Consider the following 19,839-nt stretch of genomic DNA (forward strand, 5'->3'; position numbering starts at 1 on the left):
CCAAAATATCAAATTACAACTATCTAAATTACTTAAAAAGCTAATTTAATTTTTTAAACTAAAAATTGCTAATTTTTAACAACTCTTTATATTCAAATTAACAAATTCCGCATAAAAAATAATCGTTCTATATTAATTTAATTCTTTTTTAAAGGAATAAATTCTTACTTTTATAGAGTAAAATCAATTAAAATAATAACTCTTTGAGAAAATTAATTTTCGTTCTAATCCTATTGCCTGCCCTACTATTCGCTCAAAATATAAAAGGAATCGTAACCTATAAAGTAAATAACGCACCAATTGAAGGTGTAAATATATTCCTAAAGCAATCAAACACTAGAGGCCTTACTAATGAAAAAGGGGAGTTCAAACTCGTTATGCCACGCAAAGCTCAAGAAACTGACACTTTATACATATCACACATAGGCTATATCGCTAAGAAAGTTCCTTTTGCCGAATTAGTAAAAAACAACTTCTCTATTTTACTTGACCCTGAAATAGAGATCTTAAATGGAGTAACTATTTCTAAAGGCAAGAGGCAGTCAAAAATAGCTTATACAAAATTAACTCCTTTAAAATACCCTATTTCTTCTTTTGGTTCGATTTTAAAAGACAACAAAATATACCTAATTGGTGGTGACGCTTCCTTTGAATCAGATGCGTTTAAAAAATTAAAATACACAAAACCAGACTTCACTATAAATGATTATATCCAAGAGCTTAAAAGACAAACTAATTTAAAATTATACAAAAACACTTTATTAATCTACAATATAGAAACAGATAGCTGGGAACAATCTAAAATAAAATTCAAAAAAAGAGCCTATCACAATCTCAACTATTATGATAATAAAATCTATGTTATAGGAGGAAAAAACTCTTCTGTCAATGGTAAATTTGAGTATTTGGACAATACAATTGAAGTTTTTGATCTTAACAAAGAAACGATAACGACAGATAATACTAATCCTCATCAAGCTGCCGATTTTGCCTCTATTTCCTATAATGACAATATAATTGTTATGGGAGGATCTATAAAAATGAGCGAAAACGGAACAAAAGAATATTCTAAAAAATCACATTCTTATAATATCAGTTCTGGTTATTGGTATGATTTACCCGATATGCTTATCGCAAAAGAAACACAAGGACTTTTAATAGGAAGTAAAATTTATTTGGTTGGTGGTTTTAACAAACTGCCTCTATCAGAAATTGAATCTTTTGATTTAACTACCGAAAAATGGCAAATTGAAGGTGTATTATTTTATGGAATAAGCAAACCCGCAATAGCTTACAATGATAACATGCTTTATATCCTTGAAAACGAAAAAATATTCACATACAATATCCTAACCAAGCAGTTAAAGGAATTTTTAATTTCCTTACCATTAAAAGCTTCTAAAATACATTACTCTAACAACAAATTATATTTACTTGGAGGCTTTACTGAAAATGATTATTCTAGATCTCCATCGGCTAGTGTTTATAGCATTGATCTAGATGAATTTGAAATCACTAAACCCAATAGAAGCAAATTCTTATAGTTTAAAAAAAACAGTATCCCATTACCTAACTCTCTAGCCCAGATAGCAATGAAAATCCTTTATTGTTTTTCTTTAAAACAATAAAGATTGTAATGAATAGCTGGAAATAGCTCCTAATAAAAAAACTCTCAAGTTGCCTTGAGAGTTTTACAATATAATTTAAACTTTTAATTATGCTTTTCCAGCAGCAATTAAGTTTAATGCTGAACCGGCTACAAACCAGCCAATTTGTCCTTCATTATAGGTGTGATTTGCTAAGATTATATCCTTAGTTCCATTTGCATGAACAAATTCTAGCGTCAATGGTTTCCCTGGAGCAAAATCTACTAAATCAATAAAATTGATTGTATCGTCTTCTTGGATTTTATCATAATCTGCTTCGTTAGCAAATGTCAGTCCTAAAAGTCCTTGTTTCTTAAGGTTTGTTTCGTGAATACGAGCGAAAGATTTCACTAATACCGCTTTAACTCCTAAGAAACGTGGCTCCATTGCCGCATGCTCACGTGAAGAACCTTCTCCATAGTTATGGTCTCCCACAACAATAGATGGAACTCCAGCCGCTTTGTATGCACGCGCAACTGCAGGAACTGCATCGTAAGCTCCAGTTAATTGATTTTTAACTGAATTTGTTTTTTGATTGAATGCGTTTACTGCACCAATCAACATATTATTAGAGATATTATCTAAGTGTCCACGGAAACGTAACCATGGTCCAGCCATAGAAATATGATCTGTTGTACATTTTCCGAATGCTTTGATGAGTAATTTTGCTCCTATGATGTTTTTACCATCCCAGGCATCAAACGGAGCTAGCAACTGCAAACGATCTGAAGTTGGACTCACTGATACTTGAACATTTGAACCATCTTCGGCTGGAGCTTGAAAACCTGGATCTTCAGCATAAAATCCTTTTGCAGGCAACTCATCCCCCGTAGGAGCATCTAACATTACTTCTTCTCCATCTTCATTGATTAAAGTATCTGTTAATGGATTAAAGCTTAAATCTCCTGCAATTGCCATAGCAGTCACCAACTCTGGAGAACCTACAAATGCTAATGTATTCGGGTTTCCATCGGCACGTTTTGAAAAGTTACGATTGAAAGAGTGAACGATTGTATTTCTTTCTTCTTTCTCTGCTCCTTCTCTGTCCCACATACCAATACATGGTCCGCATGCATTTGCAAAAACTGTTGCGCCAATTTTATGGAATGTATCGATAAACCCATCTCTTTCGATAGTAGAACGAACTACCTCTGAACCCGGAGTGATTGTAAACTCAGATTTAACTTTTAACTTTTTATCGGCAACTTGCTTCGCCAAAGATGCTGCACGAGCAATATCTTCGTATGAAGAGTTTGTACATGAACCTATTAAACCAACTTGAATTTGTAACGGCCAGTTATTTTTAATAGCCTCTTCTTTCATTTTAGAAATTGGTGTAGCTAAATCAGGTGTAAATGGTCCGTTTAAGTGTGGCTCTAATTCTGATAAGTTAATTTCGATAACTTGATCAAAATATTTTTCTGGATTTGCGTATACTTCAGGATCTCCTGTTAAGTATGGAGCTATTTTGTCTGCAGCATCAGCAACATCGGCTCTGTTTGTAGAACGTAGGTAACGACTCATTGAAGCGTCATATCCAAAAGTTGAAGTTGTTGCTCCAATTTCTGCTCCCATATTACAAATTGTACCTTTTCCTGTACATGACATAGAAGTAGCACCTTCTCCAAAATATTCAACAATTGCACCTGTTCCCCCTTTTACAGTAAGAATTCCAGCAACTTTAAGGATAACATCTTTAGGAGCTGTCCATCCTGATAACTTACCAGTCAATTTTACTCCAATTAATTTAGGAAATTTTAATTCCCATGCCATTCCTGACATAACATCTACTGCATCTGCTCCACCAACACCAATAGCGACCATCCCTAATCCTCCTGCATTTACAGTATGAGAATCTGTTCCAATCATCATTCCGCCTGGAAAAGCATAATTCTCAAGTACTACTTGGTGAATAATTCCTGCTCCTGGTTTCCAGAAACCAATTCCGTATTTATTAGAAACTGATGAAAGAAAATCGAATACTTCATTGCTTTGTGTTTTTGCTCTAGCCAAATCGGTTACTGCATCAACTTTAGCCTGAATTAAGTGATCACAATGTACTGTTGTAGGAACTGCTACTTTTGATTTACCTGCATGCATAAATTGCAATAATGCCATTTGTGCCGTTGCATCTTGACATGCGACACGATCTGGTGCAAAATCAACATAATCAATCCCTCTTCCAAAAGCCTTAGTCGGCATTCCATCCCAAAGGTGATTGTACAAAATTTTCTCAGTTAAAGTAAGTGGACGACCAACAATTTCGCGTGCTTTATCAACACGACTTGGCATGTTGTCATACACTTTTTTAATCATTTCAATATCAAATGCCATAATATACTTGTTTTATTTTTTATTCAATTTTGAACACCCCAAGTTACAAAAAATTGGATAGCTATAAAAGAAAAAGCCCGAGTTTATAACTCGGGCTCTAAAATTATAATTAGGTAATAATATGATTATTTCACTAATAACTTATGAGAAGGTGCAAACTTAGTTAGATTGATTCCTTCTACTGCAATTTTATATTCTTCAATTGTCGGTGTTCTACCTAAAATTGTTGACAGAACAACAACCGGAGTTGATGAAAGAAGAGATTCTCCTTTTTTACCTTCGGTATCTTCTACAACTCTTCCTTGAAAAAGACGCGTAGAAGTTGCCATTACAGTATCTCCTTTTGCAGCTTTTTCTTGGTTACCCATACAAAGATTACATCCTGGACGCTCTAAATATAACATCTTTTCGTATTCAGTACGAGCAGCACCTTTTGGAGCACTATCATTAAATTCAAAACCTGAATATTTCTGTAAAACTTCCCAATCCCCTTCAGCTTTAAGTTCATCTACAATATTATATGTTGGAGGAGCTACTACAAGAGGAGCTTTAAATTCAACTTTACCATATTGTACTTCGATATTCTTAAGCATTTGAGCAAGGATTTTCATGTCGCCTTTATGCACCATACAAGATCCAATAAATCCAAGATCTACTTTTTTATCTCCTCCGTAAAAAGATAGCGGTCTAATTGTATCGTGAGTATAACGCTTAGAAACATCAATATTATTTACATCTGGATCTGCAATCATTGGCTCTGCAATCAGATCAAGATCAACAACAACTTCAGCATAATACTTAGCATTAGCATCTGGAATTAAAGCTGGTTTCTCTCCAGATATAACTTCTGCTATTCTTTTATTTGCTTTATCAATCAAACCTTGAAGAACTTGATTTTCGTTATCCATACCTTTATCAATCATGATTTGGATTCTGCCTTTAGCAATTTCCAATGATTCAATTAAAGTAGCATCTTCAGAAATACAGATAGAAGCTTTCGCTTTCATCTCTGCAGTCCAGTCAGTAAATGTGAAAGCTTGATCAGCATTAAGAGTCCCTAAATGAACTTCGATGATTCTACCTTGGAACACATTCTCTCCTCCAAATTTATGAAGCATCTGAGCTTGTGTAGCATGAACCACATCACGGAAATCCATATAGTTTTTCATATCTCCTTTGAATGTCACTTTTACTGATTCTGGAATTGGCATTGAAGCCTCACCTGTAGCAAGAGCAAGAGCAACTGTTCCTGAGTCAGCACCAAAAGCAACACCTTTTGACATTCTTGTATGTGAATCACCACCAATGATGATTGCCCACTCGTCTATAGTAATATCATTAAGTACTTTATGAATTACATCTGTCATTGCATGATAAACTCCTTTCGGGTCACGTGCCGTGATCAAACCAAAATCGTTCATGAATTTCATCAATTTTGGAATATTTGCCTGCGCTTTTTTATCCCATACAGAAGCTGTATGACAACCTGATTGGTAAGCACCATCAACTATTGGTGAAATTACTGTAGCCGCCATAGATTCTAATTCCTGAGCAGTCATAAGACCAGTCGTATCCTGTGAACCTACGATATTAACTTCTACACGAACATCTGATCCAGCGTGTAATACTTTGTTCGGTGTATTTCCAACAGCATTTCTGTTGAATATTTTTTCTACTGCAGTCAGTCCTTGACCATCATTAGAAATTTCTTTTGATGGAGCGTAAACAGCTGGAATAGCAACACCTAGAGTTTTAGCCGCAAATGTTTGAAGTTTTTTACCGAATACAATAGCATACGACCCACCTGCTTTAATGAATTCCATTTTTTGAGGAGTGAATGCCTTAGAAATATCAATTAACTCTTGATCTTCTTTATAAAGTTTCTTCTCCTTAACGTTTATTGTAAGAACAGTACCTGTAGCAACAGAGTACGCTTCTTCTAAAACTGGATCTCCATTTTCATTACGAACTGGATTTCCGTTTTCATCTAATTTTTTTACCCAGTTTTTAAGATCTAAACCAATCCCTCCAGTAACATCAACTGTTGTTAAGAAGATTGGAGAAATACCGTTTGTTCCTCCTACAATTGGAGCAAGATTAACAAAAGGAATATATGGGCTTGCTTGCTTACCAGTCCAAAGAGCCACGTTGTTTACACCTGACATTCTTGAAGACCCAACTCCCATAGTTCCTTTTTCAGCAATCAACATCACACTTTTATCTGGATGAGCCGCTTGAAGTGCTCTGATTTCCTCTTGTGCTTCAGGAGTAATCATACATTTTCCATGAAGCTCACGGTCTGAACGTGAGTGCGCCTGATTACCTGGAGAAAGTAAATCGGTTGAAATATCTCCCTCACCAGCAATATAAGTAACTATCTTAACTTCATCGGCTACTTCTGGCAGTTTTGTAAAAAACTCTGCCTGAACGTAACTTTCAAGAATATCTTTAACTATTTCATTTCCATTTTTAAATGCTTCAACCAAACGATCCGTATCAGCATCATAAAGGAAAACCTGAGTTTTAAGAACCTTTGCCGCTTCTTTAGCGATAGCAACATCATTTCCTAATGCTAAATCAAGTAATACCTCAATCGAAGGACCACCTTTCATGTGTGACAATAACTCAAAAGCAAAAGCTGGTGTAATCTCTTTTAATACTGATTCGCCAAGAATAATTTCCTTTAAAAACTTTGCTTTCTCACCAGCAGCACTGGTAGTTCCAGGCAGTGTGTTGTAAATAAAAAACTTAAGAGAATCTTCTCGAAATGGGCTATCTAAATCTTTTATTTGAGCAATGATTTCGCTTAATAATTCAGCACCATCGATAGGCTTTGGATGAAGACCTTGACCTTTGCGTTCTTCGATCTCTTTAATGTAATCGTTATAAGTATTCATAATATATATAAGTCTTTTATTTTTTTGTATGCAAATTTAAAAATTAAAGATGACAATTAAAAAAAATATAACAGAAGTAGCCTTTTCAAAAATTATTATTTATAAATAACGATTTACTTTGCTAAAATTTAGCAAAATTTCAATTTTACGTCAAAATATTAAATTATTAATAATATAAAATCCTTTCTTTGACAAAGTCGAAATTCGTTATTACAAAAAAAAGGTTCTATGCTATGTTTTAAGCAAAGAACCTTTCTAAATAAACTATTTTATAACGTTATATTAGTTTTTGAATTATAATTTCTTCTGTAATTCCTTCGGCATCGGCCTTATAATTTTTAATAATTCGATGTCTCAAAATTCCAGTTGCTACCGCTTTTACATCTTCTATATCTGGAGAAAATTTACCATTAAAAGCCGCATGTGCTTTGGCTGCCAGAATTAAATTTTGTGATGCTCTTGGCCCCGCTCCCCAATCTAAATAATTTCTAACAAAATCATTTGTCAAACTATTATCTGGACGAGTTTTACTAACCAAAGTTACGGCATATTCTATAACATTATCTGCAACAGGAATCCTACGAATTAAGTGCTGAAAATCAATAATTTCCTGAGCTGTAAATAATGGATTAATCACGCTTGTATTATCTGAAGTAGTACGCTTAACAACTTGCACTTCTTCTTCAAAACTAGGATACTCTAATTTTATAGCAAACATAAAACGATCTAATTGAGCTTCTGGCAAAGGATACGTTCCTTCTTGCTCAATCGGGTTTTGTGTAGCTAATACGAAATAGGGTAAATCTAATTTATGATTCTCTCCTGCAATAGTTACCGAACGTTCTTGCATAGCTTCTAACAAAGCAGCTTGGGTTTTAGGTGGCGTTCTATTAATCTCATCAGCCAAAATAATATTCGAAAAAACAGGTCCTTTAATAAACTTGAATCGCCTGTTTTCATCAAGAATTTCACTTCCTAATATATCAGATGGCATCAAATCTGGAGTAAATTGAATTCTCTTAAAGTCAAGCCCTAAAGCCTGCGAAAGTGTATTAATCAATAATGTTTTTGCCAATCCTGGCACCCCTATTAAAAGAGCATGTCCACCAGAAAAAATGCAAATCAAAATTTGATCTACAACATCATCCTGACCTACAATTATTTTTGCGATTTCAGTTTTTAATTCATTACGTTTTTTTACTAAGTTATGAATTACTGTTACATCAGACATCTTATGAATGTATTTAAAATTAAAAAGAGCTAGCTTTATGAATCCATAAAACTAACTCTTTTTATTTATTTTATAAAAATTATTTTTTCAACCAATTATTAGTAAAAGAACAATCTCTGTACTCACCAATTATTTTAATATAAGTTTCTTTAATTTTTTCATCAAACCATTTCGCAATAGCATTGATCTGTTTTTCTTTTAAAGCTAAGTCTTTAATCTTGATATAATCCTTACCATAATCAGCAACGTGCTCTTCAATTCTATTTGTTACAGTAATGATCTTGTATGTTTTTTTACCTTTATCATCTGTATTCAAAATTGGTTGCGAAACTTCATCATCTTTTAGGTTAGAAACCTGAGTGTATAAAGTAGGATCCATTTTTGTTAATTCAAAACGCGTATCTTGTGTATTTGGGTTAATTAAGGCACCACCATTTGCACGTGTTTCTTTTTCATCTGAATCTGCTCTTGCAGCTTCTGCAAAAGTAACTTTCTTAGCTACTATTTTTTCTCTAATTGCAGTAATTCTTTCTTTTGCTTCTTTTAAAGCGTCTTCAGAAACTACTGGAGCAATTAAGATATGTCGCAACTCCACTTCTTGCCCTTTTATTTTATCAACTTTTATGATATGAAAACCATAAATCGTTTCAAAAGGAGCTGAAACTTCACCTTCTTGAAGACTAAAAGCTACATCCTTAAATTCTTTTACGAAAGCAGTTTTTCTATTCATTTTATAATAACCACCACTTGAACTAGAACCTGGGTCTTGAGAATACAAAACTGCTTTAGTTGCAAAACTAGCTCCTTCTTCTACATCCTTTTTGATGCTATTTAGTCTATCAATTACTTTTTGCTTATCTTCTTTAGAAACTTTAGGCTCTACAACAATTTGTGCTACTTCCATTTCTGCTCCAAAAGTTGGCAAATCATCCTTAGGTATCTTTTTAAAGAAATTACGAACCTCCTCTGGCGTAATCTCTACTCCATCAATAATTTTTTTCTGCATCTCTGAAGCTAACTTTTGCTCTTTTAAGATTTCAGAAAAATAAGTCTTAAATTCCTCAATCGAATTCTTCTTGTAGTACTGTACAACTTTATTAATATCACCTACTTGTTGCAACATGATACCTAATTTATCTTCCATGATACCTTTTATCTCAGCATCACTTACAATAATACTATCTTGAATAGCCTGATGTGCGTATAACTTATCTTCTAAAAGTTTTCCTAGCATTTGACATCTAGAAATATCTTTTACTGATCCTCCTTGACTACTAATTTCTAAATAACTTTTGTCGATATCTGAATCTAAAATAATATAATCACCAACTGTAGCGATAATACCATCAATTTTTGGTTTTTGATTACTTTTAACTTCAACTGGTTTTACTGCAACAACATCTTTAATAATTTCTTGCGCTCTAGTTAGCGAATTGAAAAGAAGCAAAAAACTCACTGTTAATATAAATTGACAATTGATTGTTTTTATTCGTAATTTTTTTAATAGCATTATTTAAAAATTTAATTTAATGTAAAGTAGCTTTATTTATTTTTAGCATTATCCGGTCACAAATATAGTAAACCGCTTATTTCAATATATATTTTAAATGTTCAGAAAATAAAATCTTTACAAATCTAACAAACATTGCTTAATTATCTTATAACCAACAAAAATAACAATTCAATCACATAATACAAGTTTCCTCATTACTATTAACAAAAAATTATATCTGAGAATTGACCCTGCCCAAATATTTAAAACTTTCCAGAATAGCGCTTACGTTTTTTTTCTAAAAAGTAAAAAATTCCATCAAAAACAAAACATAATACAATCAAATTCAGGTAAATAATAAAAAATTCTCAATGTCCTGTAAAGTATAAACTTTAGAACAACACTTTGCAAAACGCTACGCAAACAAGTTTACGTTTATATTCGATATGTTATTACTATTTTTTGCGCCAAAAATATATAAATAATCTAAATATTTTAAACAAATACCCAACAAATAATAATTTTAAAAACACAAATCACAAAGCTTTATTTATTTATCCCTCTAACAACTCTTTTTTATTCTTACAGTTCAAATGAAAATACAGAATCTAAAATTGAAACAAGCAAATCTAAATTCAATGTTCTACAAAAAGGATATTTAGGTGTGATATAATTATTTTCCAAAAAAAAAAAAAAAAAAAAAATAGAAACTTGAGACTTTAAACTCAAAACAAAGAAATTGGTTTCTTTAAATAAGCGAGCTATTTCTTAATCAATCCATAAATAAGTCAATAATTACAATAAATTATCTAGTATAAACGAACTTAAAATTGAAGCTACTATTTTTTTTAAGCCGTAATAAATAGTACTTTTGCAAACTATTGATATTAAAATATGAGCTTTTTAAAAGAAATACAACGTAGAAGAACATTTGGAATTATCTCGCATCCCGATGCTGGAAAAACAACATTAACGGAAAAACTTTTGTTATTTGGTGGTGCTATTCAGGAAGCAGGTGCAGTAAAAAACAATAAAATAAAAAAAGGAGCTACGAGTGATTTCATGGAAATCGAACGTCAGAGAGGAATTTCGGTTTCTACATCTGTTTTGGCCTTTAATTATAAAGATAAAAAAATCAACATCCTTGATACTCCTGGTCACAAGGATTTTGCCGAAGATACTTTCAGAACTTTAACAGCCGTAGATAGCGTAATTGTAGTAATTGACGTTGCTAAAGGGGTTGAGGAACAAACTGAGAAATTAGTTGCTGTATGTAGAATGCGTAAAATTCCGATTATTGTTTTCATCAACAAATTAGATCGTGAAGGTAAAGATGCATTCGATTTAATGGATGAAGTTGAGCAAAAATTAGGCTTAACTGTTACTCCATTAAGTTTTCCTATCGGAATGGGATATGATTTTCAAGGAATCTATAACCTTTGGGAACAAAACATCAATTTATTTAGTGGAGACAGTCGTAAAAACATTGAGGAAACTATCGCTTTTTCTGATGTACAAAATCCTGAACTAGAAAAAATAATTGGTCAAAAACCTGCTGATAGGCTACGTGAAGAATTAGAATTAATAGACGAAGTATATCCTAAATTTGATCGTCAAGATTATTTAGACGGAAAATTACAACCTGTATTTTTCGGTTCGGCCTTAAATAACTTTGGAGTACGTGAATTATTAGATTGTTTTGTTACAATTGCTCCTTCTCCAAGACCAAAAGAATCTGAAACACGTTTGGTTGATCCAACCGAAGAAAAAATGACTGGTTTTGTATTTAAAATACATGCCAATATGGACCCTAAACACAGAGACCGTTTGGCTTTTATAAAAATCGTTTCTGGTACTTTTGAAAGAAATAAACCGTATTACCATGTACGTCAGAAAAAGAATTTAAAATTTTCAAGTCCAAATGCATTCTTTGCAGAGAAGAAAGAAATTGTAGATATTTCATATCCAGGTGATATTGTTGGTCTACATGATACAGGAAACTTTAAAATTGGAGATACATTAACTGAAGGTGAAATAATGAGCTTTAAAGGAATTCCAAGTTTCTCTCCTGAGCACTTTAGATACATTAATAATGCCGATCCTATGAAAGCTAAGCAATTAGACAAAGGAGTAGACCAATTAATGGACGAAGGTGTTGCGCAATTGTTCACGTTAGAAATGAATAACCGTAAAGTTATCGGAACTGTAGGAGCCCTTCAATATGAGGTAATTCAATACCGTTTGGAACATGAATACGGTGCAAAATGTACGTATGAAAATTTCCCTGTTCATAAAGCGTGCTGGGTTAAACCTGACGATGCCAAAAATGATGAATTCAAAGAATTTAAACGTATTAAACAAAAATTCTTAGCAAAAGATAAATACGGTCAATTAGTATTTTTAGCTGATTCAGACTTTACAATACAAATGACTCAAAACAAATATCCAAGCGTGAAATTATTCTTCACTTCTGAATTTGAATAAAGGTATCAAAACAAAACGCCAATTTAAAAATTGGCGTTTTTACATTTAATCTCATACCCTAAATAAATAATAAAAAGAAACTTTAATACCTATCTAATTTAACTATTATAAATTGGTTATACTCATTCATTCCTTTTAGCACAAAACTTCTTTGAATACATTACCTAATTCAACAACAGTATTTCCAGTATTATTTTTTGTTTAAACGTGCTTCTTCAAGATCAAGATTATTTACCATATCACGAATTACATAATCATCATATTTCTTTTCCTTACTTAATTTATGGAGATAAGCTCTGCGCAAATTAATCAAATCAAGCATGATTTTAGTATATATTTTACGAACCGACCCAATTTCATTTCTTGTATTCTCTTGAGTCCTATAATGTTCTGTAATAAGCATAGTTCTTTTAATCTGCTCTTTTATTCTTGCAATACTTTCATATTTTTCCATTTCTTTTTGATAGTGTTTATCTAAATATTCTAAAGAACTTGAAGCTAATTGATATCTGATATCTTCAATTTGTTCCTCAGCGGGAACATAATAATCAACCTCTTCTACTTTCATAAATTTAACAAAAAGTGGTAACGTGAGCCCCTGAAATACAAGAGTAACTAAAATCACTACGAAGGTTATAAATAAAATAAGATTACGGTGTGGAAATTCTTCGCCATTATCAAGTGTTAGCGGTATTGCAAGTGCAGAAGCCAAGGAAACTATTCCCCGCATACCAGCCCATCCAATAATAAAAGGCAACTTTAGTTTAGGGCTTGCTTCATTATTTCGAATTCTAGCGCTGATTAATCTAGGCAGAAATTCTACTGCATAAACCAAAATAATACGCACTATAATAACGATAACAGCTATAATTATACCATATTGCATTGCTTCTTTGAGAGAGTAATCACCAAGTCCCTCTACAATAGCTGGAAGTTCTAACCCAATAAGAATAAATACAAATCCATTAAGTAAGAATGTTAATGTTTCCCAAACATCCGCAGTTTGTATTCGTGTATGATAATTTAAAAAATCCTTAGAACGAAAAGACATAAATAAACCACCACTTACTACAGCTAAAACACCAGAATAATGAAATTGCTCTGCCATCATATACATTAGGTAGGGAGCTATAATAGTTATAGGAGTCGTTATTCTGGATGACTTAGCCCAATAACGCAAAATGAGATATAATAAATGAGCAATAACAAGTCCTACAAAAACCCCCATCACTGAAGATACAACAAAAAATTTAGTAGCTGTTTGTATACCAAATTGACCTGTAAGTATTGAAAGAAGTGCAAATCTAAACACTGTAAGAGAAGCAGCATCATTTACTAAACTTTCTCCTTCTAAAATAGTGAGTCCACGTCTAGGAATCTTTAAATCTTTCAAAACAGAGGTTGCTGCCACAGCATCTGGCGGAGAAATGATTCCTCCTAATAAAAATCCTAAAGCTAAAGTAAATCCAGGTATTATAGTAGTTGAAAAAAAGGCAATTGCAATCGAAGTAAAGAAAACGAGACCAAAACCCATGAGCAAAACCGATCTTTTCCATTTCCAGAAGTTATTCCAAGATGTATTCCATGCGGCCTCAAAAAGTAATGGAGGGAGAAACAATAAAAAAACCATATCTGGATCAAGACTAATATCAGGAGCACCAGGTATAAAAGAAATAACCAAACCACCAATTACTAAAAAAATTGGATATGAAATTTTTAACTTTTGACTCAATACATATAAAAGAGCCATCGCGAAAAATAATGTGATAATAAGGAGTATATTTTGATGTATCATATTTATATTGCTTTGACAAACTTTGATAAAAATCCAAAAAAAACACTAGTCCTATAAAAATAATAAATTTTATGCAGCAGATGAGATTTATAAGAATTATTAAACAATTCCATGCTTTTGAAACGATCGTTTTGATTTTTCGTACCTCAGAAGGACAAAATTGGTCAAAAAAAAAACCCTGTTTCGTTAGAAACAGGGTTTTAAAGAAAGGCGACGACATACTCTCCCACATAACTGCAGTACCATCTGCGCAGGCGGGCTTAACTACTCTGTTCGGGATGGGAAGAGGTGAGCCCCGCCGCAATAACCACCTTAAGGTCGTTAGTTGCTTTGGACAACTTATCAATTGTTAATTATTAATTGTTGATTATTAATTATCAAGTGAACAATATCTTAACACACTGAGATAAAAAAAAATATAATTTATTTAGAAAGTTTCTCCCCCACACCGTAGTGTGGGGAAAAGGTGTACATAAGCTTACGGATTATTAGTACTACTCGACTATGACATTACTGCCTTTACATCTATAGCCTATCAACGTGGTCATCTCCCACGATCCTTAAAAGAAATCTCATCTTGTGGTGGGTTTCGCGCTTATATGCTTTCAGCGCTTATCCCTTCCAAACGTAGCTACTCTGCGGTGCTCCTGGCGGAACAACAGATACACTAGAGGTTTGTCCAATTCGGTCCTCTCGTACTAGAATCAGATCCACTCAAATTTCTTGCGCCCACAGTAGATAGAGACCGAACTGTCTCACGACGTTCTGAACCCAGCTCGCGTGCCACTTTAATGGGCGAACAGCCCAACCCTTGGGACCTTCTCCAGCCCCAGGATGTGACGAGCCGACATCGAGGTGCCAAACCCCCCCGTCGATATGAGCTCTTGGGGGAGATCAGCCTGTTATCCCCGGCGTACCTTTTATCCTTTGAGCGATGGCCCTTCCATGCGGAACCACCGGATCACTATGCTCTACTTTCGTACCTGATCGACCTGTATGTCTCTCAGTCAAGCTCCCTTATGCCATTGCACTCTACGCACGGTTACCAAGCGTACTGAGGGAACCTTTAGAAGCCTCCGTTACTCTTTTGGAGGCGACCACCCCAGTCAAACTACCCACCAAGCAATGTCCCCCGCAATCACGGGGTTAGGCCTCAGATAAACAAAGGGTTGTATTTCAACAATGACTCCACAACGCCTAGCGACGCCACTTCACAGTCTCCAACCTATCCTACACATCATTTATCCAAGGTCAATACTAAGCTATAGTAAAGGTGCACAGGGTCTTTTCGTCCCACTGCGGGTAAGCGGCATCTTCACCGCTACTACAATTTCACCGAGCTCATGGCTGAGACAGTGTCCAGATCGTTACACCATTCGTGCAGGTCGGAACTTACCCGACAAGGAATTTCGCTACCTTAGGACCGTTATAGTTACGGCCGCCGTTTACTGGGGCTTCAATTCAATGCTTCTCCGAAGATAACATCTCCTCTTAACCTTCCAGCACCGGGCAGGTGTCAGGCCCTATACTTCATCTTACGATTTTGCAGAGCCCTGTGTTTTTGATAAACAGTCGCCTGGACCTCTTCACTGCGGCCAGCATTGCTGCTGGCGACCTTTCTCCCGAAGTTACAGGTCTATTTTGCCTAATTCCTTAGCCATGAATCTCTCGAGCACCTTAGGATTCTCTCCTCAACTACCTGTGTCGGTTTACGGTACTGGTACTAATTACCTGAAGTTTAGAGGTTTTTCTTGGAAGCCCTTAGGCGCACTATCTCTTCAACCGAAGTCTCCGAGTACTATCGTATTTCCCCAAGCCGTGTGGATTTGCCTGCACAGCTTATAGGTAGGTACTTCAACGAACTATTCCGTCAGTTCGCGGCGCTTTCATCACTCCGTCACCCCATCACAGTAATTAGTAGTACGGGAATATTAACCCGTTAGCCATCGACTGTCCCTTTCGGGTTCGCCTTAGGACCAGACTAACCCACAGCTGATTAGCATAGCTGTGGAAACCTTAGTTTTTCGGTGTGCGGGTTTCTCGCCCGCATTATCGTTACTTATGCCTACATTTTCTTTTCTAACCAGTCCAGCATACCTTACGATACACCTTCAACCCTGTTAGAATGCTCCCCTACCACTTACAGCATAGCTGTAAATCCATAGCTTCGGTAATATGTTTATGCCCGATTATTATCCATGCTCGTCCGCTCGACTAGTGAGCTGTTACGCACTCTTTAAATGAATGGCTGCTTCCAAGCCAACATCCTAGCTGTCTGGGCAGACAAACCTCGTTCTTTCAACTTAACATATATTTGGGGACCTTAGCTGATGGTCTGGGTTCTTTCCCTCTCGGACTTGGACCTTAGCACCCAAGCCCTCACTGTTGTGAAACATTATATAGCATTCGGAGTTTGTCAGGAATTGGTAGGCGGTGAAGCCCCCGCATCCAATCAGTAGCTCTACCTCTATATAACTTTATGCACAACGCTGCACCTAAATGCATTTCGGGGAGTACGAGCTATTTCCGAGTTTGATTGGCCTTTCACCCCTACCCACAGGTCATCCGAAGACTTTTCAACGTCAACCGGTTCGGTCCTCCACTGTGTGTTACCACAGCTTCAACCTGCCCATGGGTAGATCACACGGTTTCGCGTCTAACACTACTGACTAAAGCGCCCTATTCAGACTCGCTTTCGCTACGGATCCATGGCTTAACCACTTATCCTTGCCAGCAACGTTAACTCGTAGGCTCATTATGCAAAAGGCACGCCGTCACCCCACGAAAGGGCTCCGACCGCTTGTAAGCGTATGGTTTCAGGATCTATTTCACTCCGTTATTCACGGTTCTTTTCACCTTTCCCTCACGGTACTGGTTCACTATCGGTCTCTCAGGAGTATTTAGCCTTAGCGGATGGTCCCGCCAAATTCAGACAGGGTTTCACGTGCCCCGCCCTACTCAGGATACCACTATCCTTTACACTCATTACCTATACGGGACTATCACCCTCTATGGTTCTACTTTCCAGTAGATTCTAATTCTTTGTGCAAGAAATCTCGTGGTCCTACAACCCCAATCATGCCGTAACATGGTTGGTTTGGGCTAATCCGCGTTCGCTCGCCACTACTTACGGAATCACTTTTGTTTTCTTCTCCTCCGCCTACTTAGATGTTTCAGTTCAGCGGGTTTGCCCACCTATCGGTGTACTATGTCTTCAACATAGTGGGTTGCCCCATTCAGGTATCTACGGATCAATTCGTGTGTGCCGATCCCCGTAGCTTTTCGCAGCTTATCACGCCTTTCATCGCCTCTGAGAGCCAAGGCATCCCCCATACGCCCTTATTTTGCTTATTGTACCAATCATAATTTAATATGACCGTTTTTTTTTGTTTTTATCTTTTGTATTACTACTCAATAAAAACGCTTTCTACTTTTTATTATTTTCTTATCTCAATATGTCAATGAACTTTTTCTTTTTAGAATAAAGAAAATAGAGATTAGAGTATAGACTTAATCTATATTCTTTTTTTCTATATTCTATCTTCTTAAAGATAGTGGAGAATAACGGAGTCGAACCGTTGACCTCCTGCGTGCAAGGCAGGCGCTCTAGCCAGCTGAGCTAATCCCCCATTTTTAAAATGATGATGAATTATGAGTTATGAATTCACTCATAAATGCTCAACTTCTAAAATTTCCTTTTATTTAAGTTTTAAATAGTAGTCCCGGGCAGACTCGAACTGCCGACCCCTACATTATCAGTGTAGTACTCTAACCAGCTGAGCTACGAGACTCTGTTTTACTTAAATTTATTATTTGAACTAACAGCAGAGTAATATAATCTTTAGAGATGAACCTTTAGTATCTTTCGTCTTCTTTCCCTAGCGTGCATAAAGCTAACACTAAGGCTCTAGAAAGGAGGTGTTCCAGCCGCACCTTCCGGTACGGCTACCTTGTTACGACTTAGCCCTAGTTACCAGTTTTACCCTAGGCAGCTCCTTGCGGTCACCGACTTCAGGCACCCCCAGCTTCCATGGCTTGACGGGCGGTGTGTACAAGGCCCGGGAACGTATTCACCGGATCATGGCTGATATCCGATTACTAGCGATTCCAGCTTCACGGAGTCGAGTTGCAGACTCCGATCCGAACTGTGACCGGTTTTATAGATTCGCTCCTGGTCGCCCAGTGGCTGCTCTCTGTACCGGCCATTGTAGCACGTGTGTAGCCCAAGGCGTAAGGGCCGTGATGATTTGACGTCATCCCCACCTTCCTCACAGTTTGCACTGGCAGTCTTGTTAGAGTTCCCGACATGACTCGCTGGCAACTAACAACAGGGGTTGCGCTCGTTATAGGACTTAACCTGACACCTCACGGCACGAGCTGACGACAACCATGCAGCACCTTGTAATTTGTCTTGCGAAAAATCTGTTTCCAAATCGGTCAAACTACATTTAAGCCTTGGTAAGGTTCCTCGCGTATCATCGAATTAAACCACATGCTCCACCGCTTGTGCGGGCCCCCGTCAATTCCTTTGAGTTTCATTCTTGCGAACGTACTCCCCAGGTGGGATACTTATCACTTTCGCTTAGCCACTGAGATTGCTCCCAACAGCTAGTATCCATCGTTTACGGCGTGGACTACCAGGGTATCTAATCCTGTTCGCTACCCACGCTTTCGTCCATCAGCGTCAATCAATTAGTAGTAACCTGCCTTCGCAATTGGTATTCCATGTAATCTCTAAGCATTTCACCGCTACACTACATATTCTAGTTACTTCCTAATAATTCAAGTTTAGCAGTATCAATGGCCGTTCCACCGTTGAGCGATGGGCTTTCACCACTGACTTACTAAACCGCCTACGGACCCTTTAAACCCAATGATTCCGGATAACGCTTGGATCCTCCGTATTACCGCGGCTGCTGGCACGGAGTTAGCCGATCCTTATTCTTACAGTACCGTCAAGCTGGTTCACGAACCAGGGTTTCTTCCTGTATAAAAGCAGTTTACAATCCATAGGACCGTCATCCTGCACGCGGCATGGCTGGATCAGGCTTGCGCCCATTGTCCAATATTCCTCACTGCTGCCTCCCGTAGGAGTCTGGTCCGTGTCTCAGTACCAGTGTGGGGGATCTCCCTCTCAGGACCCCTACCCATCGTAGCCTTGGTAAGCCGTTACCTTACCAACTAGCTAATGGGACGCATGCTCATCTTTTACCGTTGTGACTTTAATTGCTGAATGATGCCATTCTGCAATGCTATGAGGTATTAATCCAAATTTCTCTGGGCTATCCCTCTGTAAAAGGTAGATTGCATACGCGTTACGCACCCGTGCGCCGGTCTCTGCTCCCGAAGAAGCATACCCCTCGACTTGCATGTGTTAAGCCTGCCGCTAGCGTTCATCCTGAGCCAGGATCAAACTCTTCATCGTATATTTTTTATATTATATTGCGACTAAGATGCTATCGGTTATATTCAAATCTTGCGATTCTATTACTCTTTATTATTTGTTTCGAAATCTCTTTCGAAACGGCTGTCAATTCAATATGTCTAAGAACTTTCTCTTTACTTTTGTGTCGCTTGTTTCTCAAAGCGGGTGCAAAAGTAATGAACTCCTTTTTAACTGGCAAGATATTTTTGAAGTTTTTTTTAGAAATTTTTATTTCTAATTTCACTTCTTATCTTAGCAGTATTTCAAGGAACTTCGCTTCTTTTGCGGGGTGCAAATGTAACTTTCGTTTTCCAAACTCACAAGCTTTTTTTAATCTTTATTTTTAAAACTTTCGTTTCTAATTTTGATTATTTGCCTGTCAGTATTTCAGTGAACGTCTTGTTTGTTGCGGGTGCAAAACTACCACCTTTTTCTAGATAAACAATACTTTCCGCTTGTGTTTTTGCGTTTATTTTTAGAATATTTCTTAATACACTGATTGCATTGATTTTAATATTTGAGTGTTTTGCGTTTC

General features: G+C 36.3%; 7 protein-coding genes, 2 tRNA genes and 3 rRNA genes. 2 read left to right on the forward strand and 10 right to left on the reverse strand.

Annotated elements, in window-relative coordinates; all coding sequences use genetic code 11:
• Positions 1-203: 203 nt before the first annotated feature.
• Positions 204-1,544, forward strand: a complete 1,341-nt coding sequence (locus tag QWY99_RS14705) for a Kelch repeat-containing protein (RefSeq protein WP_290266354.1) — start codon at positions 204-206, stop codon at positions 1,542-1,544.
• A gap of 171 nt (positions 1,545-1,715) precedes the next feature.
• Here the strand turns inward: QWY99_RS14705 and QWY99_RS14710 are convergent, their stop codons facing one another.
• The 4 genes from QWY99_RS14710 to QWY99_RS14725 all read right to left on the reverse strand — a co-directional run bounded on the left by QWY99_RS14710 (position 1,716) and on the right by QWY99_RS14725 (position 9,618).
• Positions 1,716-3,980: an aconitate hydratase gene (locus tag QWY99_RS14710; protein WP_290266355.1), complete on the reverse strand. Its 2,265-nt coding sequence runs from the start codon at positions 3,978-3,980 to the stop codon at positions 1,716-1,718.
• Positions 3,981-4,105: 125 nt separating this feature from the next.
• On the reverse strand, positions 4,106-6,877 hold the full coding sequence (locus QWY99_RS14715) for a bifunctional aconitate hydratase 2/2-methylisocitrate dehydratase (RefSeq protein ID WP_290266356.1): 2,772 nt from the start codon (positions 6,875-6,877) through the stop codon (positions 4,106-4,108).
• A gap of 277 nt (positions 6,878-7,154) precedes the next feature.
• Positions 7,155-8,108 (reverse strand): AAA family ATPase, encoded by a 954-nt coding sequence (locus tag QWY99_RS14720; RefSeq protein ID WP_290266357.1) that lies wholly within the window; start codon positions 8,106-8,108, stop codon positions 7,155-7,157.
• Between the two features lie 79 nt (positions 8,109-8,187).
• Positions 8,188-9,618, reverse strand: coding sequence for a peptidylprolyl isomerase (locus tag QWY99_RS14725; RefSeq protein ID WP_290266358.1), 1,431 nt, complete (start codon positions 9,616-9,618; stop codon positions 8,188-8,190).
• Between the two features lie 876 nt (positions 9,619-10,494).
• Here QWY99_RS14725 and QWY99_RS14730 point away from each other — a divergent pair.
• Positions 10,495-12,084, forward strand: a complete 1,590-nt coding sequence (locus QWY99_RS14730; protein WP_290266359.1) for a peptide chain release factor 3 — start codon at positions 10,495-10,497, stop codon at positions 12,082-12,084.
• A gap of 190 nt (positions 12,085-12,274) precedes the next feature.
• Here QWY99_RS14730 and QWY99_RS14735 read toward each other — a convergent pair whose 3' ends face one another.
• From QWY99_RS14735 to QWY99_RS14760, 6 genes are all read right to left on the reverse strand, one after another.
• Positions 12,275-13,879, reverse strand: a complete 1,605-nt coding sequence (locus QWY99_RS14735) for a Na+/H+ antiporter (RefSeq protein WP_290266360.1) — start codon at positions 13,877-13,879, stop codon at positions 12,275-12,277.
• A 205-nt stretch (positions 13,880-14,084) separates the two neighbouring features.
• A 5S ribosomal RNA gene (gene rrf, locus QWY99_RS14740) occupies positions 14,085-14,194 on the reverse strand.
• Between the two features lie 153 nt (positions 14,195-14,347).
• Positions 14,348-17,233, reverse strand: a 23S ribosomal RNA gene (locus QWY99_RS14745).
• 201 nt (positions 17,234-17,434) lie between these two features.
• Positions 17,435-17,508, reverse strand: a tRNA-Ala gene (locus QWY99_RS14750).
• 88 nt (positions 17,509-17,596) lie between these two features.
• Positions 17,597-17,670: transfer RNA gene (locus QWY99_RS14755), tRNA-Ile, on the reverse strand.
• A 120-nt stretch (positions 17,671-17,790) separates the two neighbouring features.
• Positions 17,791-19,304 (reverse strand): 16S ribosomal RNA (locus QWY99_RS14760).
• Together the 16S, 23S and 5S rRNA genes with 2 tRNA genes alongside form the textbook arrangement of a ribosomal RNA operon.
• Between the last annotated feature and the right edge of the window lie 535 nt (positions 19,305-19,839).

It is taken from the genome of Flavobacterium branchiarum, assembly GCF_030409845.1.
Taxonomy (GTDB): Bacteria; Bacteroidota; Bacteroidia; order Flavobacteriales; family Flavobacteriaceae; genus Flavobacterium; species Flavobacterium branchiarum.